Origin of the sequence: Paenibacillus sp. NPDC093718, from assembly GCF_050279985.1 — a bacterium.
Lineage (GTDB): Bacteria > Bacillota > Bacilli > Paenibacillales > Paenibacillaceae > Paenibacillus_AQ.
On record NZ_JBNNUS010000020.1, the window covers coordinates 20,632 to 45,166 of the forward strand.

General features: G+C 51.2%; 23 protein-coding genes. 1 reads left to right on the forward strand and 22 read right to left on the reverse strand.

The window, feature by feature from the left end:
* Positions 1-16: 16 nt before the first annotated feature.
* The 17 genes from tilS to pth all read right to left on the reverse strand — a co-directional run bounded on the left by tilS (position 17) and on the right by pth (position 19,145).
* The gene (tilS, locus tag ACQKPA_RS32010; RefSeq protein WP_427496328.1) at positions 17-1,447 is read right to left on the reverse strand and encodes a tRNA lysidine(34) synthetase TilS; all 1,431 of its coding nucleotides are present in this window, start codon (positions 1,445-1,447) and stop codon (positions 17-19) included.
* A gap of 227 nt (positions 1,448-1,674) precedes the next feature.
* The gene (locus ACQKPA_RS32015; RefSeq protein WP_427496329.1) at positions 1,675-2,595 is read right to left on the reverse strand and encodes a serine/threonine protein kinase; all 921 of its coding nucleotides are present in this window, start codon (positions 2,593-2,595) and stop codon (positions 1,675-1,677) included.
* Positions 2,579-3,319 carry a vWA domain-containing protein gene (locus ACQKPA_RS32020; RefSeq protein WP_076326532.1) on the reverse strand — a complete coding sequence of 247 codons (741 nt, stop codon included), beginning with the start codon at positions 3,317-3,319 and terminating at the stop codon, positions 2,579-2,581. Before ACQKPA_RS32020 ends, ACQKPA_RS32015 begins: the two co-directional genes overlap by 17 nt.
* Positions 3,320-3,479: 160 nt before the next feature.
* Positions 3,480-5,990 carry a stage II sporulation protein E gene (gene spoIIE / locus ACQKPA_RS32025; protein ID WP_427496330.1) on the reverse strand — a complete coding sequence of 837 codons (2,511 nt, stop codon included), beginning with the start codon at positions 5,988-5,990 and terminating at the stop codon, positions 3,480-3,482.
* A 345-nt stretch (positions 5,991-6,335) separates the two neighbouring features.
* Positions 6,336-6,824 (reverse strand): S1 domain-containing RNA-binding protein, encoded by a 489-nt coding sequence (locus tag ACQKPA_RS32030; protein ID WP_009591896.1) that lies wholly within the window; start codon positions 6,822-6,824, stop codon positions 6,336-6,338.
* A 114-nt stretch (positions 6,825-6,938) separates the two neighbouring features.
* A complete protein-coding gene (locus ACQKPA_RS32035; RefSeq protein ID WP_260069298.1) occupies positions 6,939-7,289 on the reverse strand; it encodes an FtsB family cell division protein in 351 nt (116 codons plus the stop codon).
* Positions 7,290-7,300: 11 nt separating this feature from the next.
* Positions 7,301-7,870 carry a spore cortex biosynthesis protein YabQ gene (gene yabQ / locus ACQKPA_RS32040; RefSeq protein ID WP_427496331.1) on the reverse strand — a complete coding sequence of 190 codons (570 nt, stop codon included), beginning with the start codon at positions 7,868-7,870 and terminating at the stop codon, positions 7,301-7,303.
* Positions 7,867-8,148 (reverse strand): sporulation protein YabP, encoded by a 282-nt coding sequence (yabP, locus tag ACQKPA_RS32045; protein WP_090914307.1) that lies wholly within the window; start codon positions 8,146-8,148, stop codon positions 7,867-7,869. Before yabP ends, yabQ begins: the two co-directional genes overlap by 4 nt.
* Before the next feature lie 218 nt (positions 8,149-8,366).
* Entirely contained in the window at positions 8,367-8,645 is a 279-nt protein-coding gene (locus ACQKPA_RS32050; RefSeq protein ID WP_076326537.1) for an RNA-binding S4 domain-containing protein, read from the reverse strand.
* Positions 8,645-8,917, reverse strand: a complete 273-nt coding sequence (locus tag ACQKPA_RS32055) for an HU family DNA-binding protein (RefSeq protein ID WP_009591918.1) — start codon at positions 8,915-8,917, stop codon at positions 8,645-8,647. Before ACQKPA_RS32055 ends, ACQKPA_RS32050 begins: the two co-directional genes overlap by 1 nt.
* A gap of 166 nt (positions 8,918-9,083) precedes the next feature.
* Positions 9,084-10,598, reverse strand: coding sequence for a nucleoside triphosphate pyrophosphohydrolase (mazG, locus tag ACQKPA_RS32060; RefSeq protein WP_427496332.1), 1,515 nt, complete (start codon positions 10,596-10,598; stop codon positions 9,084-9,086).
* A 93-nt stretch (positions 10,599-10,691) separates the two neighbouring features.
* A complete protein-coding gene (locus ACQKPA_RS32065; protein WP_427496333.1) occupies positions 10,692-12,371 on the reverse strand; it encodes a putative polysaccharide biosynthesis protein in 1,680 nt (559 codons plus the stop codon).
* Positions 12,372-12,571: 200 nt separating this feature from the next.
* Positions 12,572-13,114 carry a stage V sporulation protein T gene (spoVT, locus tag ACQKPA_RS32070; RefSeq protein ID WP_071221080.1) on the reverse strand — a complete coding sequence of 181 codons (543 nt, stop codon included), beginning with the start codon at positions 13,112-13,114 and terminating at the stop codon, positions 12,572-12,574.
* Between the two features lie 326 nt (positions 13,115-13,440).
* Positions 13,441-14,526: a foldase protein PrsA gene (locus ACQKPA_RS32075; RefSeq protein WP_427496334.1), complete on the reverse strand. Its 1,086-nt coding sequence runs from the start codon at positions 14,524-14,526 to the stop codon at positions 13,441-13,443.
* The gene (mfd, locus tag ACQKPA_RS32080) at positions 14,510-18,037 is read right to left on the reverse strand and encodes a transcription-repair coupling factor (RefSeq protein WP_427496335.1); all 3,528 of its coding nucleotides are present in this window, start codon (positions 18,035-18,037) and stop codon (positions 14,510-14,512) included. Before mfd ends, ACQKPA_RS32075 begins: the two co-directional genes overlap by 17 nt.
* Before the next feature lie 185 nt (positions 18,038-18,222).
* On the reverse strand, positions 18,223-18,453 hold the full coding sequence (locus ACQKPA_RS32085; protein WP_427496336.1) for an anti-sigma-F factor Fin: 231 nt from the start codon (positions 18,451-18,453) through the stop codon (positions 18,223-18,225).
* Positions 18,454-18,581: 128 nt separating this feature from the next.
* Positions 18,582-19,145 (reverse strand): aminoacyl-tRNA hydrolase, encoded by a 564-nt coding sequence (pth, locus tag ACQKPA_RS32090; RefSeq protein WP_076326543.1) that lies wholly within the window; start codon positions 19,143-19,145, stop codon positions 18,582-18,584.
* A gap of 107 nt (positions 19,146-19,252) precedes the next feature.
* Here pth and ACQKPA_RS32095 point away from each other — a divergent pair, with 107 nt between their 5' ends.
* The gene (locus ACQKPA_RS32095; protein ID WP_071221084.1) at positions 19,253-19,453 is read left to right on the forward strand and encodes a hypothetical protein; all 201 of its coding nucleotides are present in this window, start codon (positions 19,253-19,255) and stop codon (positions 19,451-19,453) included.
* Between the two features lie 157 nt (positions 19,454-19,610).
* On the opposite strand, the gene ACQKPA_RS32100 is transcribed toward ACQKPA_RS32095, so the two are convergent.
* The 5 genes from ACQKPA_RS32100 to ispE all read right to left on the reverse strand — a co-directional run bounded on the left by ACQKPA_RS32100 (position 19,611) and on the right by ispE (position 24,410).
* Complete coding sequence (locus ACQKPA_RS32100) at positions 19,611-20,564, reverse strand: ribose-phosphate diphosphokinase (protein WP_006207421.1); 954 nt, start codon at positions 20,562-20,564, stop codon at positions 19,611-19,613.
* Positions 20,565-20,645: 81 nt separating this feature from the next.
* On the reverse strand, positions 20,646-22,040 hold the full coding sequence (glmU, locus tag ACQKPA_RS32105; RefSeq protein WP_427496337.1) for a bifunctional UDP-N-acetylglucosamine diphosphorylase/glucosamine-1-phosphate N-acetyltransferase GlmU: 1,395 nt from the start codon (positions 22,038-22,040) through the stop codon (positions 20,646-20,648).
* A gap of 110 nt (positions 22,041-22,150) precedes the next feature.
* Positions 22,151-22,435 (reverse strand): septation regulator SpoVG, encoded by a 285-nt coding sequence (gene spoVG / locus ACQKPA_RS32110; protein WP_006207419.1) that lies wholly within the window; start codon positions 22,433-22,435, stop codon positions 22,151-22,153.
* Between the two features lie 183 nt (positions 22,436-22,618).
* Positions 22,619-23,446: a pur operon repressor gene (gene purR, locus ACQKPA_RS32115; protein WP_071221086.1), complete on the reverse strand. Its 828-nt coding sequence runs from the start codon at positions 23,444-23,446 to the stop codon at positions 22,619-22,621.
* A 109-nt stretch (positions 23,447-23,555) separates the two neighbouring features.
* Positions 23,556-24,410: a 4-(cytidine 5'-diphospho)-2-C-methyl-D-erythritol kinase gene (gene ispE / locus ACQKPA_RS32120; RefSeq protein ID WP_427496338.1), complete on the reverse strand. Its 855-nt coding sequence runs from the start codon at positions 24,408-24,410 to the stop codon at positions 23,556-23,558.
* Positions 24,411-24,535 lie beyond the last annotated feature (125 nt).

The window sequence follows — 24,535 nt, forward strand, 5'->3', positions numbered from 1 at the left end:
TCGTTTTACACTTGCCTTAAGCATCCGATAGCTCTATCCGGAGAACTCGTGATGTGTGCCGCCCGCAAGCGGCGTGAACGGAACGTCGTACCCCTGGAATCCACACGATGCTGCCGGAACCGTCACAAAGAATAGGAATCCGGGCACGGACAGACGGTGGGATTTTCTCATCAATGAGAATATCTTTCACCTTTTTGCTTCCGTTTAATCCCATGATCTTCATCTTGTCCCCCGGCTGTCTGTTACGCAAGGTTAAAGGAAACCTAAGCTCATCCGCATCAAAATCCGCCACAAAGGCCGATGGTCTGGAGCCGCTCCGGCTTTCGCTTCCTGTCTTTAACGACAATTTCAGCATTTTTCCGATTTCCTTAACATACTGCTGCGAAACATCAGGAGAATCAAGAATGTATATGTACTGTCCCTGTTCTTCCGGAGGCTTAGGCCAAAACTGGATCACTCCGTACTCACGAACACAGGTAATGCCGTCACCCAAATCCAGACGCCAGTTGCTTCGCTGATCGTTAAGAATGCCATGGCGCACCGTTTCAATCTTGACAAAATCGGTGTTTTCCTGGTCTGAGGGCAGGTAATTTAATATTAGTTTAATCAAACGCCGTTGTAAAGCGACATGTAAGCCCAAAAAGGAAGGCGCGTCGAAAGCGAGCCTCCCATCGTTCTCCTGTACCATACTCCGAAATTGCTTCGCAGCTTCAAGCTCCACAAAATCATCCTCCTGCTGGACAATCTCGGCCAACTGATTGAGTGAGGAGGAGAACTGCCCATTGTATCGTTCCAGAAAAGGCAATACTTCCAGGCGAATCGCATTACGGCGGTACTTCGTCTGCAGATTGCTGTTATCCACCGCATACTGAAATCCGCATATGCGGCACAGCTCCACGATATCCGCCTTGTACATACGAAGGAACGGACGGATAAGTTCCACTTTTTTTTCCGTTCGCTTAAATTTTATTCCGGCAAGTCCGGACAGGCCGCTCCCGCGCAGAAGCCGCATGAGCACCGTCTCGGCTTGATCGTCAGCATGATGAGCCAGCGCTACGGAGCGAGCATTGTATTTATGGGCTGTTTGCAGCAGAAATTCATAACGCTTCTCTCTTGCAGCCTCCTGCCCACCCTTACCGCTCTCTTCCATATAAGCAGGAATATCGATAAACGCCGTTTCTAATGGAAGTCCGAGCCGCTCCGCCAGTTCACGCACCATCTCTGCCTCTTGGTCTGATTCTTTCCGAAAACCATGATGCACATGGGCGCAGATCAATCGGAGCGGCGTCCGGTGCATAGAAATTTCATGCAATACGTGCAGGAGCGCAACGGAATCAGGCCCGCCGGAAACGGCGACCACGATGCTATCGCCTTCTGACCACAAATCAAACTCTGCGGCTGTACGCTCGACATGGTTGACGAATGTCCGTAAATAATCCTGTTTCACTTCCAGGTCCCCTTTAGAGGTTGTTCAAAAAGCCCGCTTTTGATCACGAAGTGAATCAGGAAGCCACTCGGCATCGAATCTTGAATTCAGCCGGGCCTTCCGGTGCTCACGTACCAAAAACGTACGCTCCTCTCCTCAGTCCCTAGCTTCATCCAACCTTCTCGGTGCTGAAAACCGACCTTTTTGAACTCGCACCTTTATGAACTCCCAGTAACAAGGTAACAACTTCATGAGCGGAAGAAAAAATAAACAGTAAGGGCCATGATGACTAACGACAAACCAAACGCGTTCTTCAGCCAACGAGGAGTTCGTCCCGGTTTAGGACGCACGCTCCGGCCCGAACCTTCATATATTCGTTTTCTCCACTCGTTCAACGCTTCCCGTGAATCCGCGAAATCCCCCGACAAAGCCTTGTTCAGCCAAACAGCGTATGGCTTGAACACGAGGTTTCTTCGCAGCACCAGCTGCAGATCGGCAACACTACGGGTCTGGGGAAGCTGACAAGACGCCTCCCGTAATGATTTCTCATCCAGCAGGCCGATACACATCACGGCAAACGAGAACAAATCATAGGATATGTCGCCAGTTCGGCTTCCGGCATTCCAGTATCCCCGATCATACCATTCCGTAAACTGCTTGACGCTGCGTCCGAAAGGGCTGACGCCTCCATAATCGATCAGTTCCACTCTTCCGTATGCCGAGACCATCACATTATCCGGCTTCAAATCACCGAATGCATAACCGGATGCATGCAGAACGGACAGCTTCTCGAGCAGCTTCAGTCCGATCAATCCGATCCAATCGGCACCTCGTTTGCGAATAAAATGATGCAGCGGACTCCCTTCAATGTAACGCATGACATAGAAGGACACTTCGCCGCTGCCGTCATGATGATCGTCCGCCTCCACGAGATAAGGATCCGGCATCTGTTCTTTCAACGCATTCAGCACATTAATTTCGGATTGGAGATCCAGAGCATCATACCCAACTTTTAGAGCATAACGCTCGCGTACTCCTGCCCGATGGACCAGATACACCTTGCCGTTAGCCCCTTTGCCGAGCATACGCTCCACGATGTACCGGCTGTTCCGCCACTTGCCCTTAATTACGGTTCCTGGCGGATAACCCGGGTTAGACAACGTAGTCACCGAGCATCCCTTCCTCTTGGCTGGAATGACCCTGCCATGATTGATTACCCTCTAGTGTACCATATCGGTAAAATTCAATCACCTTTAACAAGGCAGGTCCCGTCGGCGTCGCCCCTCTCATCTGCAGGCGGCTGAACATTCCCCGGGCGCCGTCCAGATCCGAGGTCCAATTCACGTCCATCACGATATCCTCGCCGCTGTGTTTTCCAGGAAAATGGAATACGGACAATTCGCTTGAGCCTGCGCGCGCTTTCAAACTCAGCATTAAATCACGTATCGCTTCCTCAACGGCAGCCAGCTTGGGTTTCATACTGGCACTTGCATCGATTAATAGCGCGACCTGGAGAGATGACGTCTCAGCCAGCTCATCCACAACTTCAACGACCTGTGATCGCTTGTCCGGCGGAAGCTCCTCCAGTGACCCGCCCCCCAAAATATGCTGTATCTCCTTATTTACCGCTTGTTGGATCGTCTGAACCACCGTTTTCCGAGTCATCATCTGTATCGTCTGCGCCAGCTGCGGTGTACCTACGATCCGGTGTATGCCCCCTCCCGCTTTGGCTATCTCCTGAATTTCCAATCCCCCAAGCTCACCGATCGTCCCGTAATCAAGGACCCCCACTACATTCACGACAATACCATCCTGGAGCGCATGGGCTGCGGCCAGAACCGGACTGGCCCCCACGTTCGAGCAGCCGTCCGTAATCAGTAGAATTTGCTTCATAATAAATGATCGCCTCCGTCTCATCCTATCGATTTGACTTCTGTCTCTATCATTTCCACATTCAAGAGAGTTCAAACGATATATAGAAGAATCGACGGAAAAGATTTACCATCTCCGGGGTCCTCCATTTCCCGGGTAATCACTTGGTTTATCTATCGCATCAGCTAACCGTTCGCGGCCGCTCCATACGGGCGAAGCCCGGAACATGCACATTCGACCATTCCGGATGGAAGTGATCCACACGTCCGACCACCACCGTCATATCATCATGGATTTGATTCTGTTGATAACGAATCACCTTCTCCAGCAAACAATCGGCTATTTCCTGCGGATCCTCGCTGTTCACCTCCTGAATCATTCGTTTCATCCATAGCTCCTTGTTCACCGCATAACCCGGCGCATCATATATGCCATCCGTCATCATGATGAGAACATCACCGGCCTGCAGCTGTAATGACACCAGATCCACTTCGATATCCTGAATAATCCCAATCGGGAGATTGCTGGCCGAGACCGGTATGACATCATTCCCCCGCTTGATAAAGCTTGGCGTCGAACCGATTTTCATAAAGGTGGTTTGAGCCGTATATTGATCGATTAGGGCCATATCTACCGTAGCATAGATTTCATCCGGCGAACGCAGCATAAGAATTGAGTTCACCGATTTGATCGCCAGCTTCTCATCCATCCCGGATTGAAGCAGCTGTTCTAATATATTCAGAGCCGAGCTGCTCTCAAGCCGAGCCCTTTCCCCGTTCCCCATACCATCACTAAGCGCTACCGCAAACGTCCCGTTCCCCAACTCGACCGTACTGAAGCTGTCACCTGATAAAATATCTCCTCCCTTAGCCGCTGCGGCTACGCCTGTCATAATTTCATATGTTTTCGCTGAGCCGAATCGCACGGTGGCCAATCCATCCCTTGGATGGGTCAAGGTCTCTTCCATTACGGCGATATGCTCCCCGAGAATGTCAGACAGCAGCGGACCGATAATCTTCCTGCATTCGTCATAACCCCGGGTATACGCATGAACGATCTCAATCTCGACCTGTCCGGAGTCCAAACTGATGATATCGATGCCTTGAATCGATAAACCCAGCTGCTGAAGCGCTTCCCGAATCTGTTCTTCCTGAATGTGCATCGTCTGGCTTTCCCGCTTAATCTCTCGTGCCAAGTCCTCCATAACCTGCGAAACCCCGGATAATTGTTCCGCTACCAGATGTCGGCTATCGTATATTTGGCGTTTCCACTGCATATCATGTTGGTAAAGATGATACTGCTGCTTGAGGATGCCAAGCACCTCCTCCTTCTTGGCACAGATCCGGCTCCATTCCGGCGGCAGATCGTCTGCTTCCATCTCAGGATTCTCCTCGATGGAGGTCATCATATCAGACATGTATTTATAAGTCTGGTAAAATTTCATGTCCCAGCACTGATTCCGTTTAAAGCATGTGGCACAGCTGCCCTCCGCCACGGCATTCATGAAATGGTTCATCTCCTCCGTTTGTTTGCCCGGTGGCTGTATAACCCCGGACGTTTGTCCGAAGCTTTGCGAGAGCTGCCGGAACACCCGGGAAAATTGGGTCACACGATCCGCTGTAAGATCCCGAACCCGCTTGGCGTATTCATGCTGTGAACGGGTATGATCCTGCGTGCCCGGCACATATTTCCCTATAGCCTGCATCACGCTCTTGGGCGTAATGAGGAATAACACGATAGCCGCGCAGGTTTCCCAAGTGGAGATCATCACTTGTCCCGGATTGCTGAAATAGATGGAGAGAATGGTAGCCCCGAGCAGCATTCCCAGCGAAACGCCGCCTTTCTTCCCTTCCTTCAGCATACCGGCGAGCATCCCGGAGAAGGCGAGCAGACTCATCTGGGAGAATGCCGAAATGTTGGCAAGACTGAGGATGAGGCCTGTTACTACACCAACCGAGGCGCCTAATGGAGCTCCCCCGACTAGAGCAAACAACAGAATTAAGTATCGGGATAGGACATGCTCTACCGACAGGGATTGGATCGTCCAGCCAACGGCTCCTGTCATGACCGACGCCAGCAAAATGATGATACATAGAATTTCTTCATTTCGAAGAGCATGTGTTTTTTTACGAAGTGTCAGCACCGGGATCGCCTGGATAAAGACCAGTGTCAGTACAAAGCTGAGTACGGCGTTCAGAGTAAGCATCATCATGGAATACCAGGTAATGCTAGGTCCGATGAGAACACTGAACAGATTCACGAAGAAGGTGGACACAAATACCATCAGCGGCGCATACGACAATTCTGCCCGATCATAGGTCTCCAATCCCCGCATCATAAAGTAAAAGATCAAGATTTCTGCCGGTACCATCCATGCCACCGGAAAGGACGCAAATAAACTACCTGCAACGATCGCTGCGCCTACCGGCAGCAAAACATCACGACGCATAAAGGCAATGACTGCAAAATAAGCGACTGCAAATGGAGACAGCTCCCCCAGAATCATAGCTCGTCCGAGCAGAAAACCCATGAAGGTTAGCAGAATCATCCACTTCTTAGCGGCCAGGAAGTGGATGGGACGCTGCAGGAAAGGCAGCTGCCCTAACCGTTCTGTTACACGGGCACGAATGGAACCCGCTCCCCCTTTAACCGCCTCAGTACCCGGAAACATCACCAGATTTCTTTTATCCATTACGCTGGCACCCCATTCTTCACGAATTTGTTGGTCCCATTATAAAACCCCTGTTCAGGAAAGTTTGTCAGAACACCGGACAAGCCCCAAAGAAATTTCCGACAAAATCAACGTGCCTTGCGAACGTTCGGGAAAAGAGCGTTCATCCCCCGCGCCCAGCGGTGTTTCCACGGGTCAAGCCTGCAGCGTTTTTGCGGATCATTTCCCGAATTGAGGCGGACATCCCGTACTCGTTCCATACGACAACGCCGTAAATTGCGTAGGAACCTGTCGTACCCTTGGATGCAACGACAAAAAAACCGCAGAAGGCGATTTCCCTCTGCGGTCAGTTTATATTTTATCGAATTACATACGTTTGGCTCCGCGTCCACCGCGTTTGCCTTCCGTATTCTTCTTAAGCGAAGAGATCCGTTCTTCACTGTCTTTTAGGAAGCGTGACATTTTATCCTCAAATGAAGGCTTGTTGGCCGCAGGCTTAAACGGGCGTCCGCCGCGTTCACGGTTGAATCCTCCACCACCGCCACCTCCGAATCGTTCTCCGCCGCCTCCACTGCGTTCCGGTCTCGGTGCGCGGGGTGGACGACTTTCGGAAGCCGGCTTGTCGACAGCCTGCTTGATCGAAAGACCGATCTTGCCGTCCTTGTCGACATTAATCACCTTCACGGTAACGACGTCGTTGATTTTTAAATGATCGTTGACATCCTTAACGTAATTGTCGGCGATCTCCGAGATGTGAACGAGACCCGTGACACCTCCTGACAGATCCACAAATGCTCCAAAATGCGTTATGCCTGTCACCTTGCCCTCTAACTTGGTGCCCACTTCAATTGCCATAGAATAAAATGATCCTCCCTTAAAAATATACAGTCCGATTTAGAAATCGCGCTGCGGTGATTTGATTATACGATAATGACCTAAACAAGGTCAACAGACGTCTGTCATGCCTAATTACGGCTTTTCGCCCGAATTTTGGGGCTGAATGATCGGCGTCTCATTTGGCAGATACAGTCCAAACTTCTTGCGGGCAATCTGCCCGATATATTCAGGGTCCTTCAATCGCTCCACTTCATGAGTAATCTGGATTAGCGACTGTTCAACGGACTTATAATCCTCTTGCTTCTGAGCTAGCGCTTCGTTCTGATTACGGATGCGGTCATTCTGGGACCAGAGCGTTGAACCTGCCCAGATCAAAAACAGCGCCATCATCGCCACAAACATTCTTTTACGCCGGCGTGCGCCCTTGTTCTTTGTCTTGGTTTGTTGGGGAGCCTGCTTCGACGGATCAGCAAATCTTCCCATGACCATACCTCCTAAAACCAGCGCTTCCACGCCTTAATAACCTTGTCCGCGAATTGCTTGGTCCATGCCGGCAGCCTGACTCTGGATGTGATTGGTCTCAGCATCCATTTCAAGAGTCGCCAAAAAGGCATGAGGCATTTAAGGACTAAACGCAACAGCGACAGGAGAAACTTCCATAGAAACCTTAACAATCCCAAGATGAGCATCAGGATTCCTTTGATGGGGTTCCACAATAACATACGGAACAGCTTGTACAAAAAGGACAATAAGCCTTTTGTCACTTGAATTAACATTACCACAAAACGCTGGGTTATGACACTCCATAATAAAAAATAGATCCAAACCCCTATAAACAGGCCTACAAACACATAAAAACGCAGTTGACCGTCATTGGTCACGTACAACATGCGAAAAATGAAGAAGGCTGCCGCAATCCAGTAAAGGAAGTCCAGGGTATGCTTGGACCATTGCGGGAAACGGAGCTGCCCTGCCAGCACCCGGTAGCTGTCGAAGGCGACTCCCATCGCTGCTCCGGAGAAGAGCATCCAGAGCAGCGTGATCCATTGTACGCTGGGGTTCATTTAAACAGCTTGCCCAGCAGACTCTTGTTCTTGGTCTGCGAACCGGGATTCAAATACATCAGTGAATGCACCTGACCTTCAATCGACAAAAGCCCCTCTTCCAGGCTGAGATTTTTAATATGTAAATTTTGCCCCCGAATGGTGAGATGCCCAAGCTCGGTTTGAAGCAGAAATTCTTCACTGTCAAAGCTCTCCACATTTTGGACACCCGTAATGTCCAGCAGCTTCCGGTTCTGCATCCGCAGGTCATGAAACTTGCCCTTCCCTTGGTCGATCATGGCATGTACCCCTCCTTTTAACAATAGCTTATGGGAAGGTGCCTGTCTTTAGAACCGGAAGAAGAACAACCGCTTCAGGAATGATCGTGGCGCTGCGACGAAGGCCAGGCGAAAGAAAGAGAGCAGGAGCTCCAATGGTTTATACATCCATGATGAACATAAAAACGCCCCCCACACCATATGGTGAGAGGGACGTTTGATGGAACGGCTCGGGCTGCTTACCAGTCCAATCCGCGATCTTTAACGATCGGTTCTTCCTTGACCAAGGTGTAGAGGCTGGTCGCCTCATCTTTACGGGTTGTCTCGGTAAGACGCTCGACCCGGACGGTCACCAGCTTCTGGCCAAACTGGACGGTGATCTCATCGCCCAATTTAACCGTGCTGCTCGGCTTGGCCTCGCGGCCATTGATCAGCACCCGGCCTTGATCCGATACATCTTTCGCTACGGTACGCCGCTTGATTAACCTCGATACTTTCAGGAATTTATCGACGCGCATTATTTTACGGCTTCTTTAAGCTTGTTACCTGCCTTGAACGCAGGAACGTTGGATTCTGGAATTTCGATCGTGTTACCTGTTTGCGGGTTGCGGCCAGTACGTCCAGCGCGCTTGCGAGTTTCGAATGTACCAAAGCCGATCAATTGAACTTTATCGCCATTAGCCAAAGCTTCAGTGATTTCGCCAAGGAAGCCGTTCAGGACGTTCTCTACGTCTTTTTTTGTCAAACCACTTTTACCGGAAATGTTGTTGATCAGATCTGTTTTGTTCATGAATTAAATCCTCCCAATTATCAGAAAAATATAAGATTTTACGGTTATTCGGTTAAACCGCCTTGCAATCTGCAAGATTTCACCATTAATGATTATTCTGGATGCCTTGCGGAATTCCTGCCGCAAATCCCTATTTTTTTATTTTTTACGTGAAAAGTTGCCCTTTTCACACGTCGATACCGCCGTTTTGTGCCGATCCCGATTTAGCTGCCTGCCATAGGGCTTCCATCTCGTCCAGGGTACTTTCCTGCAGGGTTTTCCCCTGGGCGGCAAGCTGCTCCTCTATGTAGCTGAAGCGAGTGACAAACTTCCGGTTCGTTCTCGAAAGCGCCTCTTCCGGATCCGCACCGATAAATCTTGCCGCATTGGAGACCGCGAACAGCAAATCGCCGAGCTCTAGTGCTGTATCCTCATCAGACTGGCCCTCGGTCACCGCCTGCCTCAGTTCACCGAGTTCCTCTTCAATCTTCTGGAACACGCCTTCGATATTATCCCAATCAAAACCAACCTTGGATGCCTTCTTCTGGAGCTTGTACGCCTTCATCAAGGCGGGAAGGTCCCGCGGGATGCCATCCAGCGCCGAGGCTTTCTCTGGTGAGAGTCCCTTCCGACGCTTCTCTTCCGCTTTCATCTGCTCCCAGTTCTGCAGAGCAGATTCCGCGTCTTTGGCGCTGCTCTCGCCAAAGACATGCGGGTGGCGGAAGATCAGCTTGTCATTCAGCGCTTGAATGACATCATACACCGTAAAGGTGCCGAGCTCCTCTTCCATCTGGGAATGCAGCATAATCTGCAGCAGCAGATCCCCAAGTTCTTCCTGCATATGCTCAGGATCATCCTCGTCAATCGTCTCCAATACCTCATAGGTTTCTTCGATCAAATTTTTGCGGATGGATTCGTGGGTCTGCTCGCGGTCCCACGGACAGCCTTCAGGACTGCGGAGAATGCCAACGATCTCATGGAGCCGGGCAAACGTTCGCTGCCTTAGCTTGCTGTCATCGCTTCGGGGTACGTAGATCAGCGACAAATTCCCGTAGCCGTCGATGCGATCGAGCTCAAAGAGCGGCACTTGCTGTATCGCTTCCTCGCCCTCAACGCCCAGCGCATGGCCGACAATGACTGGATAATCGTCCGGATACAGTTCCATCAGCGCCAGTTTTACTTCCGAAGCCGTAAACATGTCATACACCTGGCCGATCAGGGTATGCAGCTGCGGCTGGATGACGCTTGCCCGAAGCTCAGCCGCATCGAGAAGCTGGAAGCCCTCAATGGGATCAAAACCAAGGCGAACGAAGGCCTCGTCCAGAAAGCTCTCACCACCGAGCACCGTAAGCGTCACATGCTCTCCCGGGCAGCGTTCCCGTAATAACCGAACCGTTGCCTCCGCTACCATGGGATGCCCGGGCACCGCGTAGACAATCTCGCGATCCTCCTCAGCAGCTTTGGCCAAGTTGATTAGCGCGGAAGCAATGGATTCGTACACCTCGGGAAAGGTGTCATGCGCTTCGTACACATGGTCAAACGATTCCGGTTCAATCTGGAATTCATTCAACGCAGCAATGACGGGATGAGATAATGTACGCACATACACCTTCGATGCCCGCTGCATGGTTTTTATGATACCTATCGTCAATCGATCCGGATTGCCAGAACCCAAGCCGACCACCGTTATGGATGCACTCATAAGCTACTTCCTTTCGTCTTCGTCCGCCTTGTCGACGTCATTATCGTACACTACTATATCACAGAAGATCAAACATCTCACAATCGGCCCGGTTCAGCGCAGCACACGCAAGGCCCGCAAGAAGGCTGCCAGCGGTCTTCCGACCTTCGGCAGCATCCGAAGCTCCTCCTCGGTGAGGAGCTTCGTGAGCGCGGCGCCGATAAGGAAGGCGCCGCATCCGGCCGCGACGCCGCTCAGGCTCGCGACCGCGTGAGTCAGGCGGCCTGGTGCGAAGCCGGCTGCCCCCAGAAGGCCGCCGGATGCAGCACCTGCGCCCCAGGCGGCCAGCGCCACCGCGGCGAGGACCGGCAGCGTCCTCGCAAGCATGCCGCCGGCGTCAAGGCGGGCGCCGGCGCTTCGCGAGAGCAGCGCGAGGTTGAGCGCGGCGGCGGTCAGATGCGCAGCTACGCCGGCGATGGCTGCGCCTGTAATGCCAAGCTGCGGCACCAGCAGCAGGTTGAGCAGCAGCTTGAGCCCTGCCGCAGCCAGCAGGTGCACCGCCGGGGCCTTTACAATGCCGATGCCTTGAAGCAGCGCGGCTGTAATCGTGCTCAGCGTCCCCCCGGCGGCTGTAAAGGCAATCACCTGCATCGTCACCGTTCCTGCGGCATCCTCGTACAGCATGACGTTAATCGGCTCAGCCAGCACTGCCAAGCCTACGGAGGCTGTCATCCCAATCAGCCAAAACCAGCGGAGGGCCATGCGCGTTTGGCTTGCAACCCGGCTGGTCTCTCCCTTGAACTTGGCCTCTGCCAGGGCAGGGATAAACAGAACCGACAATGAAGTAGCCAGCATCGTAACCAGCTGGACAAGCGGCAGTCCGCGGTTATAGACCCCGAACTCTGCCATAGCCGTTGCTTCCCCCAGTCCGCCGGATGTCAATAACCGGGGCACCGTGAAGGTATCCACCAGTCCAATCAGCGGAACAGCGAGCAGACTAAGACAGACCGGAATTCCATAAGCAAGCAGGCGGCCAAGTAGAACACCCGCTCCCTCTCTAGATACATCGGCACGCATCCTCGTTTCGTTCATACCCGCTGCTCTGATTCCGTGGCCAACTTTTCCTTGTACTTTACTCCGAGTTGCCCGGAGATGCTTGCGCCAGTAGAGTCCCATCACCACCAGACCGGCAGCACCACCGGCAGCAGATCCGAGCAGTGCCCCGGCGGCAATCACGTCGGAATCGGCGCCGGCCCGTATCATGTAAAGGAGCAGCACAATCATAACCCCGACACGGACAACCTGCTCCGTAATCTGGGAGATCGCCGTCGGCACCATATTGTGCAGCCCTTGAAAATAACCGCGGAGGACCGACATCCAAGGCACGAATGCCAGCGCCAAAGCGCCTGCGCGGAGGGCGGGTACAACCTGACTGCTTCCGATCCACATCCCGATCCACGGAGCGCAGACATACATCAGCAAGCCGAGAATCAGACCGAACAGCACCAACGAGCCGGAAGACAGGCGGAGCAGGCGATGACCGTCCTCGGTGCGCCCTTCAGCCTCATATTCTGCCACATATTTGGAGACCGCTGCGGGGAAACCGACCGCCGCTATCGTAATGATCATCATATAGAACGGATAAACCGTATTGTAGATGCCAAAGACGGCATCCCCGCCCATATTTTGCAGCGGTATTTTTTGCAGTGTGCCAATCAATTTGGACAAAAGCGCGGCCGCACTGAGAATAAACGCTCCCTGTAGAAGCCTTGCCCCGGTTTGATCTGATTTCATATCCTCTTCCAATCCCCTAGTTTCTTTTTCCGTAACATAGACCCATCGTCATTCAGATGCTGCCATATGTACATCCATTATAACCAAGGGTGTGAGAGTGGTACAAAAAAAGAAACCGGACAACAAAAACTCCCGGCTGCCGATTGACCCTGTGATCAACGTTCAGCGGGAGTCTCCATCCAAGGATTCATGTCCTCGTCTTACTGTTCCATTTGCTTGCCGAGGAAGCCGGCAGCAGTTTCAGACATCTTCACTTCCATCTCACCCATATTCACGGATTCGTCCTTGTTCAGCAGCACAACACTGCCAATCGGGTCTCCACCAGCAATGATAGGCGCAGCGACAAAAGCGGACAGAGTTTCCGGATTGTCTTTGCTGATCTCATACGTACCGCTGTTGCTTTCCAGCACCGTCTTGCGATTCTCCATGCAGTTTTCCAGAAGGTTGCCGATCGGCTTGTCCAAATACTCCTTCTTGGAGCCGCCTGCTACGGCGATAAATGTATCACGGTCCGATATGATCGTGATGTGACCTGTGCTCTCATAAAGGGACTCTGCATATTCCTTCGCAAAATCACCCAATTCACCGATCGGTGAATATTTCTTCAGAATGACTTCTCCATCCCGGTCAACGAAAATTTCCAGCGGGTCGCCTTCGCGAATCCGCAGTGTGCGTCTAATTTCTTTTGGAATGACCACGCGCCCGAGGTCATCAATACGGCGGACGATACCAGTAGCTTTCATGTCACTTGTTGCCCCACTTTCATAAGAAGATTTTTCAACTACTGTTCCATTCGGGAAGAGGATGTCCCCAGGTATATAAGAGTTAATGTCTGACCATAGTATTCATCCATTCCCAATTCCTTATACATCATCTACCCTCTGTTGGTTGCGAAATCCAAAAATAAATATCATTCGAAAGAAATTGACGCCAGGGGAGAAAAAATCCATAACGTGCGAAATCGCGCGTTATGGATTCGAAGATCCCACCATTCTTCCGTGCGCTGGCCATACATCCGGAATTACCCCAGCGCATCACAATATCATTGCCCGACCGCTTGTCTGCGGGCTTATTTACCTGTGTCGTTCTTGCCTGCATCCGGTGTTTGATCACCTTCCGCCGGTTTGTCGGTTGTACCGTCTGTCTTCTGGTCTCCCGTGCCCTCGGCAGGCTTGTCCGCATTCTCGCTTTTCGGAAGATTCATGCTCTCAATCAGGTCGTTAAGCTCATTCTGCATGAAGTTGTCAATCTTTGCAGAAGCCAGCTCATTTCGAATGCCTTCCTTCTGATCGGCAGGCAGCTTGTCGTAAGACACTTCCTCGCGCTTCTCCACTTTCATGACATGGTAGCCGTAATCGGTTTCTACCGGATCGCTGATTTTGTTTAGTTCCAGCGTTAAGGCCTTTTCCTTGAATTGAGGCACCCAGCTGCCTGCTGGTTTGTTCTCGTACAGACCCCCGCTGTCCTTGGAGCCCGGGTCCTGGGAGTATTCCTTCGCCAAAGCAGCAAAATCCTCCCCTTTATTCAGCTTGGACTGTACTTCCTTGGCAATTTTGAGCGCCTCGCCCTCCGGTCTCTCCTTGCCTTCGGTATCTTGAAAACCAATCAGAACATGACGAACGCTAATGTTGGTATAATCCTTTTTGTTCGCATCGAATTCCTTCTTGATATCCTCTTCGGTTACCTGATTCTTCTCATGCTCCATGACGGTCATGACGCGAAGCATATAATTTTTGAGGTCGTCTTCCGTCAATTTCTGCGATTCCAGAGCAGCTTTAAACTGCTCCTCGCCCATTCCGCTCTTCTGCTGCTTTAGCAAATCATCCGCTTGCTTCCCGGCAGCTTCCTTCGCTTTATCGTCAGCTTTGGCGTACAGGTATTCATAGGCTACCCCCTGTTTCGCCAAATACTCTTTAAATTCATCCATTTGTAAAAATTGGGCGTATTCCGGGGACATGAACTGAATCATGCGCTGTTCCAGATCAAATTCCTTCTCGGTAATTTCTCCACCCTTATATTTGACGATAACTTTGCTATTATCATCTTCGGTTCCCTTAGTCTTGTCGTTTCCGCACGCAGCGATCATCGACATGGATAGTACTGCTGTAATGGATACAATAAATGTCTTCCATGCCTTGTTATTTCTTGACGGCATTTTGTAGTTCTCCCTTCAGGTTGAATGGCCCTTTTGCGGCCTCCAGGAATTGCTCCAGCAATTCTAACAGTTGTTGATCGGAAAGTCCCTTGCCTTTGATTCGGATGGCCATAGTCGGCCCTTGTTCAAATTGTACACGTCTTTCGAACATATTTCCAATTTGCGCAAGCCCTGTTGTATCAACCGCTTTATCCTGCCCTTCATAAAACTGCAGCAGCACATCATCCCCGCGCTGGATAATGGAGTCGATCCCGTACGTACGACCATATACCTTCAAACGGGATACAGCAAGCAGGTTACTTACCGCAAGCGGCAGCTCGCCAAAGCGGTCAAGCAGCTCGTCCTCAAGCTCAGCCGATTCGTCGATAGACGAAACGACAGCCACTTTTTTATAAATTTCGATCTTCTGGATGCTGTCATAAATGTAATCAGACGGCAAGTAAGCGTCAATCCCCAGATCAATGGAGGTGTTCCAGTCCTTCGATGGCAATGGCGGCTCACCCAACATGCTGACTTTGCGTTTCTGAATCTCCTCCGCCAGCATCTGTGAATACAAATCGAATCCGACGGAAGCAATAAAGCCATGCTGCTCCGCTCCGAGCAGGTTGCCCGCTCCGCGAATCGACAGGTCCCGCATCGCAATCTTGAATCCGGAGCCAAGCTCCGTAAATTCTTTAATGGACTGCAGCCGCTTCTCGGCCACTTCGGTCAACACCTTATCCCGTTGGTACGTGAAATAAGCATATGCGATTCGGTTGGAACGTCCGACGCGTCCGCGCAGCTGATACAGCTGGGAGAGGCCCATTTTGTCCGCATCATGCACGATAAGCGTATTGACATTCGGGATATCCACGCCCGTCTCAATAATGCTCGTGCTCACCAATACGTCGTATTCGCCGTCCAGGAAATCGAGAATGGTCTTCTCCAGTTCCGTTTCCGACATTTGGCCGTGTCCCACGCCCACTCGGGCCTCTGGTACCAGCATGGATATCTGGGCTGCCATCTCCTGAATGCCCTGAACCCGGTTGTAAAGATAGTAAACTTGACCGCCCCGGGCCAGCTCCCGCTCGATCGCTTCCCGCACCAGGGTCTGGCTATGCTCTACGACATAAGTCTGCACTGGAAAACGATTCTCCGGCGGTGTCTCGATCACGGACAAATCCCGAACGCCGAGCATCGACATATGCAGCGTGCGCGGAATCGGCGTTGCCGTCAGCGTCAGCACGTCGACATTGGTCTTCAGCTTCTTCAATTTTTCCTTATGCGTAACGCCAAACCGCTGCTCCTCATCCACGATCAGCAGTCCCAGATCCTTGAACACAATATCCTGCGACAGCAGTCGATGCGTTCCGATCAGAATATCGACGGAGCCCTGCTTTACTTTCTTGATCGTCTCATTCTGCTCCTTACGGCTCCGGAAACGGCTCAGCACCTGAATGTTGATCGGATAATTGGCGAAGCGCTCCCGGAACGTCTCGTAATGCTGCTGGGCCAAAATCGTCGTCGGTACCAGCACCGCAACCTGCTTCCCTTCGATCGCCGCTTTAAAGGCAGCTCGAACGGCCACTTCCGTTTTCCCGTAACCGACATCACCGCACAGGAGCCGGTCCATCGGTCGGTTCTGCTCCATGTCCTTTTTGATTTCGGTAATGGCTCGAAGCTGATCGGGTGTTTCATCATATGGGAACATGTCCTCGAATTCCTGCTGCTCCGACGTATCCTTCTCAAAACCGTACCCAGGCGCAGACTGACGCTCGGCATACAGCTTAATCAGATCGTCGGCGATATCCTGAACGGAAGAACGAACCTTGTTCTTAACCCGTGTCCATTCATTTCCACCCAGCTTGTAAACCTTCGGCTCCTTATCTTCGGAACCGACGTATTTCTGAATGAGATCGATCTGCTCAATCGGAACGGACAGCTTATCGCCCCCGGCATACAAAATATGCATGTAATCCTTATGGATTCCATTGATTTCGAGCGTCCCGATCCCCATATATTTCCCGATACCGTGGTTTTGATGCACCACATAGTCGCCGACTTTGAGCTCCGTATAACTCTTGATGCGCTCGGCGTTGTCCATATTCTTCGTGGTTTTGCGTGTTTTACGCTGCTTCGAGGAGAACATCTCACTCTCTGTAATAATAGCAGCATGAACCGATGGCATCTCGAAGCCATTTTGCAAATGCCCTTCATACATCACCGGTTCTTCGATGCCATAGTCCAGCAACACCCGCCGCATGCGGTCCATCCGCTCTGCATCGCCTGCCAGCATCATGACCTGAACGCCCGACTTCTTCCAGCGTTCCATCTCGGCCTTGAGCACGTTCATCTGTCCATGGAAATCCTGCATGCCGCGCGTAATCATATTGACGATATTTTGCGGCTGCATTCTTGGCACCTGACGCAGGAAAATGGAGATCAACAGACTCTGATAGGGATGCTGGTAGATCAGTTCTTCCGTATCCAGCGACAGCGGCAGATCCGGCAGCGATTTGCCATTCTGCATCAGATGCAAATTCCATTCCGCTTCATCCCGCTCCAGCTGCTTGGCCGTTTCTAACAGGCGAGCAGGCTCATCCATAATCAGAATCGTATCCTTCGGCAAGTAATCATATAAAGTGGTCTTCTCCGGATACAACAGGGAGATATATTTATAGATTTCAGGGAAATACATTCGCTCGCGCAGCATCTCAACTTCCCGGTGTATTTCGTCCCGCAAACGGAGCTTGGCCTGACGATCACTCATGCGTTCGAGCTGCGTCTCCAGCAGACGGGCCACCGTATCCGCTGTGCGACTAAGCCGCTCCGAATCGGCAATAATTTCCTTGCATGGTGTAATAGTGACTTCCCGAACCTTGTCAATCGAGCGCTGATCCGCCGGGTCGAAGGTACGAATCGAGTCGATATCTTCATCAAACAGCTCTACGCGGTACGCCATTGTCGTTGTCATCGGATAAAAATCGATGATACCGCCGCGGACACTCATCTCGCCGCGGCTCTCGACGCGCTCCACCCGTTCATATCCCATCTCGATCATCTGGTTCAGAAAAGATTCCAGCACGAGTGTCCCGCCGTCTTGGAGCACGATTCGGGCATCGGACATCACTTCGGGAGCGGGAAGCAGGCGGCGCACGCCGGAAAATGGCGCAACGACAATACCCCGGAAGCCTCTTGCACAACGGACGAGTACATCAATCCGCTGCGCCAGGGTCTCGGGGCTTGAAACGGCCGACTCGGCCGCTACCAGCTCATTCGCCGGGTATAACAACACTTGATCCGGTGAGAGCGCTTCCTGTAAATCATCCGCAATTTTCTGGGCTGAAAACATATTATGAGTGACCACGAGCAGCGGGCGCTGCTGGTCCTGGTGCAATGCGGCCATTAAGATCTGTCTGGACGACCCGGAAAGACCGGAAATCAATTGCTCCCTCATGCCGGCTTGAACACCAGCGGTTATGGATTTGAAGTCCGAATCCTTCGAAAATACATCAATAAGTGCTTGTAACAAAAGGGGCACCTCTCTTATGCAAAAGAAATGAATTTCCTAGACTCTATTTCTCATGGAATTTTAGACGATTGCCAAAAAATTATAACCGAAAAGAAGCCTTGAGCAAAACTGCCAAGGCTAGAGCAGCGGCAAGGCCTGCCGCTGTATGTCTTCTACCAAAAAACGTCGTGTACCCCATTATACTCTCATTGCAGGGGATTTGCCAAAAGGCTAAGTTCCGGATGGGCTTCGAGGGCTTCTCTGCAATGATCGCAGGTTACCCGGACCATCACTTCTCCGTTAAAATCATAGGCTATTATATCCTTGCGTTCCTCAGGGGTCAAGGAATCAAATCCGAGACGGGCTTCGGATACTTCATTGGAATCGATGCGGCCCTGAAACGCCCGACAGTGTCTGCAAACATAGGTTATCGCCATCATATGCCTCCTGAAGGTCGTATATACCTTCAGTATGCCCGGAATTCCCCCGTTTAAGACTTCGATCTTCCGGCTGCCTTATGCCTTTGGAATCTTCTCTCGGATACTTCGATCCTATGATGCTATTTCTAGGACTTGTTAAACTTCGCCATCGTCTGTTCAAAAGTATGGTCCAGACTGAATTCCAGCGCGTCACAGGTCTCCTCCACCATGCTCTGCAGCTGTTCGCGTTCCTTCTTCGGAAACGTACCCAGCACATAATCCACAATGGCATAACCAGGCTCAGGCCTCGATATGCCCATTCGGACGCGGTTGAAGCTCTGCGTCCCGGTATGCTGAATAATGGATTTAATGCCATTATGTCCTCCGGCACTACCCTGATATCGCAGGCGGATCTTACCGACGACGGTATCCAAATCATCATAGACCACAATCATGTCCTCAAGACTCACTTTATAATAATCCATATAAGCACGAACGGCCTCGCCTGAAAGATTCATGAACGTCATCGGTTTGATCAGGACGGTTTTGGTGCCGCCAATCATCCCTTCCGCGATGACCGATTTGCATTTATTCTGATTAAACTTCATGCCGTGTCGCTCGGCCAGAGCATCCAGCGCCATGAACCCAACATTATGGCGTGTCTTCTCATAATTTGAACCGGGGTTGCCCAGTCCGACAATCCATTTCATCACAGGTTGATTCCTTTCACGATTTATACTTTCTTCTTTGCGCATTTCTGAGTACAATATGAACAAAACCTATCGGCGTTATGCCCTCATAAGAAGGTGAATCGGCATTGAAAGCTTTCGAACAGAAATTAACGCACCACAGTCATTTTCAATACCATATGAAGCATGGCATCCCTGTTCAAGTCTATGAACTGGGTTGTCACATCGATGTGGGTCTGATCACTGCAGTCGACGCCTACTTTGTCGAGCTTGAGGGGACGCTGTATAACCGGAATACGTTCACTTTCATATCCAGGCCCGGATACTGACATGCGTGCGCCGCCCGCATTATCAGGCCGAAATTATGAAAACGTTTTCTTGATGACTGTTCACCTGCTCTTGCTAAACCCAAGCCGCAAAGTCGCCATAGCCGACAAGGGTTACATCTCCCCATGAGGAGATGTAACCCTGCCTTTACACGGTTTATTATTCTATTTCAAACAATTTACTAATCGACAATTCCTCATGAACCCGGATGATGGCTTCACCCATCAACGGAGCAACCGACAATACCGTCAGCTTGCTGCTCGGGTTCGGATTGGTGATCGGAATGGTGTCTGTTACAACAACTTCCTTCAGCGGGGAGTTTTCCAGGCGCTCATGGGCAGGGCCCGAGAGAACCGGATGTGTACAACACGCGTAGACTTCCTTAACGCCGCCTTCCATCAACGCATTGGCACCCAGCACAATCGTACCGGCGGTATCGATAATGTCATCAATCAGAATGGCGGTCTTGCCTTCAATATTCCCGATAATGTTCATGACTTCACTGACATTCGGCTCAGGGCGGCGTTTATCGATAATCGCCAGCGGCGCATTCAGGAAATCAGCAAGCTTTCTTGCGCGGACCACACCGCCGTGATCCGGAGATACAACGACAGGGTTCTCGATCTGCTTTGAACGGAAATATTGGGCAAGAATCGGCACCCCGAGCAGATGATCCACCGGAATATCGAAAAATCCCTGAATCTGCATCGCATGCAGGTCCATCGTAATGACGCGATGAGCTCCTGCTTTTTCGATCAGATTCGCAACCAGCTTAGCGGTGATCGGATCGCGCGAACGCGCTTTGCGGTCTTGACGGGCATATCCGTAATACGGAATAACCACGTTGATGCTCTTCGCGGATGCCCGCTTGAGCGCATCCACCATAACCAGCAGTTCCATCAGGTTATCATTCACCGGCAAGCAGGTGGACTGCACAATATAAACATGGCAGCCCCGCACGCTCTCGGAGAGCTTTACTTGAATCTCGCCGTCGCTAAAGCTGGTTGTATGCGATTCCCCCATCGGAATGCCAATATAATCGGCGATTTGATGGGCAAGTTTAGGATTGGAATTACACGTGAATATTTTTAATTTAGAATCAAGATAAGTCATAGAATAAAAACCCTCCGTGCTGGTTCGTTGAATTAGGTATCCGATCACCGCTTCATATCTTGGTAAAGGAAGCAGGGATAATTACGATTTCTTGTTCTTCTTGGCGATGGCGCGTGCCCGGATCTTCTCTGCGTACCCTGGCTTGTTCTCCTGACGCTGTCTGGCGATGGCCAGATCATTATCCGAAACGGAATGCGTAATGGTAGAGCCTGCAACAACGAATGCGCCCTTGCCCACCTTCACCGGTGCAATCAAATTCACATTACTGCCGATAAATGCATCATCTTCAATTTCGGTAATGGACTTATTATAACCATCATAGTTGACTGTAATCGCACCACAGCCGATATTAACGTTTTTGCCGACTTTGGCATCACCCACATAACTGAGATGGGATACTTTAGAGCCGTTATCAATCGTGGCGTTCTTCACTTCGACGAAGTCGCCCACCTTTACATCATCCCCCAGCTTGGCGCCTGGACGAAGATAAGCATACGGTCCTACGGAGGTTCGAGAGCCAACTTCAGCACTGCTGAGCACCGAATGTTTGACGCTGGCACCATCCGCAATAACGGAATCCTCGATATCGGTATCCGGTCCGATCACGCAATCTTCACCGATCACCGTATTCCCTTTCAGGACGGTACCGGGATAGAGCACGGTATCTGAACCAATCTTAACATCAGCTCCGATATAGGTTGAAGACGGGTCAATGATCGTAACACCGTTCAACATGTGCGTGCGGTTGATGCGTTCTCTCATGAAGCCTTCGGCCTCCGACAGCGCCAGACGGTCGTTGACGCCAATCGACTCCGCGTAATCATCCGTCTGATAAGCAAGCACGGTCTCGCCGGCTTGTTTCAGAATGCCAATGCAATCGGTCAGGTAATATTCCTGCTGCGCATTCTGGTTGGTTACATTGTCCAGTGCAGCAAATAGCTTTTTATTATCAAAACAATAGGTACCGGTATTAATTTCAGTGACGGCGTCCTCTTCAGGAGTGCAATCTTTCTGCTCAACAATCCGAAGTGCGCTGCCATCCTCGCCTCGAATGACCCGGCCGTAGCCTTTCGGGTTATCCATATGCGCGGTAAGCACCGTAGCGGCCGCATTGTTGCTCTCATGCAGCTTCAAAAGATTCTCCAGTGTTTCGGACGTCACCAGAGGAGTATCCCCGCAAATGACAATCGTGGATCCTTCTTCGCCGCCAAGTAACTCCTTGGCTTGCTTCACAGCGTGACCCGTTCCGAGCTGCTGCTCCTGCAGTACATACTCGGCTGCGTCTTGCAGATAGGTGCGAACCGCTTCCGCGCCGTGGCCTACGACCACAACACTGCGTTCACAGTTTACCTGTTGTACGGTTTGCAATACATGTCCGACCATCGGCTTGCCACAAACAGGATGCAGCACTTTATATAGTTTGGATTTCATACGTTTGCCCTGCCCAGCGGCGAGCACAATAGCAAATCTTTTCAAGGGCCATGCCTCCTCCTCTTGAACTCACTACTGAATATATATCATTCTACAAAAAAAGAAAAGAGAGCCACAGGTATGGCTCTCTTTTCCTTGAACCCCAATTGTAAATCTTAAGCGCCTTCTTCAATCACTTCTTCTTCAGTAGCCGCTCGCTCATACTCGGCCAATACAGCCGATTGAATTTTCTCGCGAGTACCGGAAGAAATGGGATGGGCAATGTCGCGGAATTCTCCATCAGGAGTGCGTTTGCTCGGCATTGCAACAAACATTCCATTGTTTCCGTCGATGACGCGAATGTCGTGAACGACAAATTCATTATCGATGGTAATGGATGCGATTGCCTTCATTCTCCCCTCAGAGTTAACACGGCGGAGTCTGACATCCGTAATTTGCATATGTGTTCACCACCTTTTTCCATCAGAGACTTGGTGTATAATTCCACACAGCAAACCAGAAATCCTTCTTTTTTCTAATACAAAATGTCCTAAAAACAGGAATTTTTTTTAGAATGTGATATTTTCGACAGACTTCGGGCTAATTCGAATGAAAACGCTATTATCTCGACAAATATCGCAACTCTATTTTTCGAAATAATTACCAGGGTTGACGGTAATTCTCTTCGTTTTGGAGTCCACATCGCTTAAGATGGCCAGTGAAATATAGTCCTCCAGAAGTCTTTCCTCGGTTTCCACCGCTCCCGACTCTACCAGCACACCGACACCTGCGACTTCAGCATTAAATTCACCCAGCAGATCAACCATGCCCTGAATGGTCCCGCCTGCCTTCATAAAATCATCCACGATCAGTACGCGGGAGCGTTCCTTGAGCGCCCGGCGGGATAATGACATGGTATGGATGCTCTTGTGCGATCCCGATACATAATTGATGCTTACGGCCGACCCTTCCGTCACTTGATGGTCCCGGCGAACTAGTACGACCGGCAGGTTCAATTGGGCCGCTGTCGCATAGGCCAGCGGAATCCCTTTGGTTTCCACGGTCATGACTACATCGATATCCCGGTCGGCGAACGCCGTGGCAATGATCTTGCCCGCCTCGTTCATCAGCGAAGGTTGTCCGAGCAGATCTGACATGTACAAATATCCGCCCGGCAAAATCCGATCCGATTGCTGAAGCTGCTGGCACAGCTCCTCCGCAAACCGCAAGGCATGATCTTTGCGCAGCTTCGGAATGTATCTGACACCTCCCGCTGCGCCGGCCAGGGTCTGAAGCTCTCCGAGTCCCTCGCTCTCGAACACGTCCTTAATAATCGCCAAATCCTCACTAATGGATGACTTGGCTGCTCCATATCGCTCGGCGAACGTCGTCAGCGGAATCAGCGTATGCGGTTTAGATAGTAAATATTGGGTCATATCGACCAATCGTTCGCTTCGTTTTAATTTTTTCACCTAGGGTTCCTCGCTAAATCCGAATATTATATGTTAAATATAACACCTTTGTACGTATTTATACAACTTTGTTTGAAATTCGACCCCGAATTGTCAAACATAACCGTTTCTAAGTCAGCAGGCGAACGGCATACACTTCCTTGCAGAATCCCCGCAGGCCATTGTAAATCCGGGCTACCTTGGATTCCTTGGAGACCAGGCCGAAGACCGTAGGACCGCTTCCGGACATGAGCGCGCCGTCAGCTCCCAATTTCAGCATTCCTTCCTTCAGCTGCTGAACTTCCGGGTGCATCTTCAAGGTAACCTCCTCCAGCACGTTACCCAGCGATTGGCACATTTGCTGGAAGCTGCCTTGCGTAAGCGCCTCTACCATGCGCTCTGCCGATGGATGGCGCTGAATCTGCTCGCTGCGCAAACGGCCGTACACTTCCGCCGTCGACACATTGATCGGCGGCTTCGCCACGATCACCCAGCACTGCGGCGGATTCGGGATCGGCGTGAGTACCTCGCCGCGCCCCGTAGCCAGTGCGGTGCCGCCCGTTACGCAGAACGGCACATCCGAGCCGAGCTCTGCGCCCAGCGCGAGCAGCTCCTCCTGGGGGATACCCAGTCCCCAGAGGCGGTTCAAGCCTCGCAGTGTTGCCGCTGCATCACTGCTGCCTCCTGCGAGTCCCGCCGCAACGGGGATTTTTTTGTCCAAGTGAATATGTACACCCTGTCTCACGTCGTAGCGCTCTTTAATTAGTCTTGCTGCCTGAAAGGCCAAATTCTTCTCGTCCAGCGGTATGTACCCTGCCTGCGAGGTGATGATGATGGTGTCCCGCTTCTGTTCGGACATTTCGAGCCGATCGGCGAGGTCGATCATCGTCATGACCATCTCTACCTCATGAAAGCCGTCAGGACGTTTATGAAGTACATCCAGCATCAAGTTGATTTTGGCCGGTGCTTTTTCGTATATTTTCAAGAACGTTCACCTATCCTTAGCTTTTCCCATATGCTTGAACTTAACATATTCGAGGAAAAACATCTAATGCCTCTATATTAACAAACTCAGGCTTTGAAGTCATGGGACCGTTTGATGTAGGTAAA

What these genes read in the sequence shown, in the direction of transcription:
- ACQKPA_RS32065 (WP_427496333.1), bottom strand. Translation starts at nt 12,371, where the DNA reads ATGAAATCAGATCAAACCGGGGCAAGGCTTCTACAGGGAGCGTTTATT.
- mazG (WP_427496332.1), bottom strand. Translation starts at nt 10,598, where the DNA reads ATGAGTGCATCCATAACGGTGGTCGGCTTGGGTTCTGGCAATCCGGAT.
- ACQKPA_RS32075 (WP_427496334.1), bottom strand. Translation starts at nt 14,526, where the DNA reads ATGCCGTCAAGAAATAACAAGGCATGGAAGACATTTATTGTATCCATT.
- ACQKPA_RS32050 (WP_076326537.1), bottom strand. Translation starts at nt 8,645, where the DNA reads ATGCGCGTCGATAAATTCCTGAAAGTATCGAGGTTAATCAAGCGGCGT.
- yabP (WP_090914307.1), bottom strand. Translation starts at nt 8,148, where the DNA reads ATGATCGACCAAGGGAAGGGCAAGTTTCATGACCTGCGGATGCAGAAC.
- pth (WP_076326543.1), bottom strand. Translation starts at nt 19,145, where the DNA reads ATGAAATGGATTGTCGGACTGGGCAACCCCGGTTCAAATTATGAGAAG.
- ACQKPA_RS32085 (WP_427496336.1), bottom strand. Translation starts at nt 18,453, where the DNA reads ATGGCGATAACCTATGTTTGCAGACACTGTCGGGCGTTTCAGGGCCGC.
- yabQ (WP_427496331.1), bottom strand. Translation starts at nt 7,870, where the DNA reads ATGAACCCCAGCGTACAATGGATCACGCTGCTCTGGATGCTCTTCTCC.
- spoVT (WP_071221080.1), bottom strand. Translation starts at nt 13,114, where the DNA reads ATGAAAGCTACTGGTATCGTCCGCCGTATTGATGACCTCGGGCGCGTG.
- spoVG (WP_006207419.1), bottom strand. Translation starts at nt 22,435, where the DNA reads ATGCAAATTACGGATGTCAGACTCCGCCGTGTTAACTCTGAGGGGAGA.
- ACQKPA_RS32030 (WP_009591896.1), bottom strand. Translation starts at nt 6,824, where the DNA reads ATGGCAATTGAAGTGGGCACCAAGTTAGAGGGCAAGGTGACAGGCATA.
- ACQKPA_RS32035 (WP_260069298.1), bottom strand. Translation starts at nt 7,289, where the DNA reads ATGGGAAGATTTGCTGATCCGTCGAAGCAGGCTCCCCAACAAACCAAG.
- spoIIE (WP_427496330.1), bottom strand. Translation starts at nt 5,990, where the DNA reads ATGGATAAAAGAAATCTGGTGATGTTTCCGGGTACTGAGGCGGTTAAA.
- ACQKPA_RS32020 (WP_076326532.1), bottom strand. Translation starts at nt 3,319, where the DNA reads ATGAAGCAAATTCTACTGATTACGGACGGCTGCTCGAACGTGGGGGCC.
- ACQKPA_RS32055 (WP_009591918.1), bottom strand. Translation starts at nt 8,917, where the DNA reads ATGAACAAAACAGATCTGATCAACAACATTTCCGGTAAAAGTGGTTTG.
- ACQKPA_RS32100 (WP_006207421.1), bottom strand. Translation starts at nt 20,564, where the DNA reads ATGACTTATCTTGATTCTAAATTAAAAATATTCACGTGTAATTCCAAT.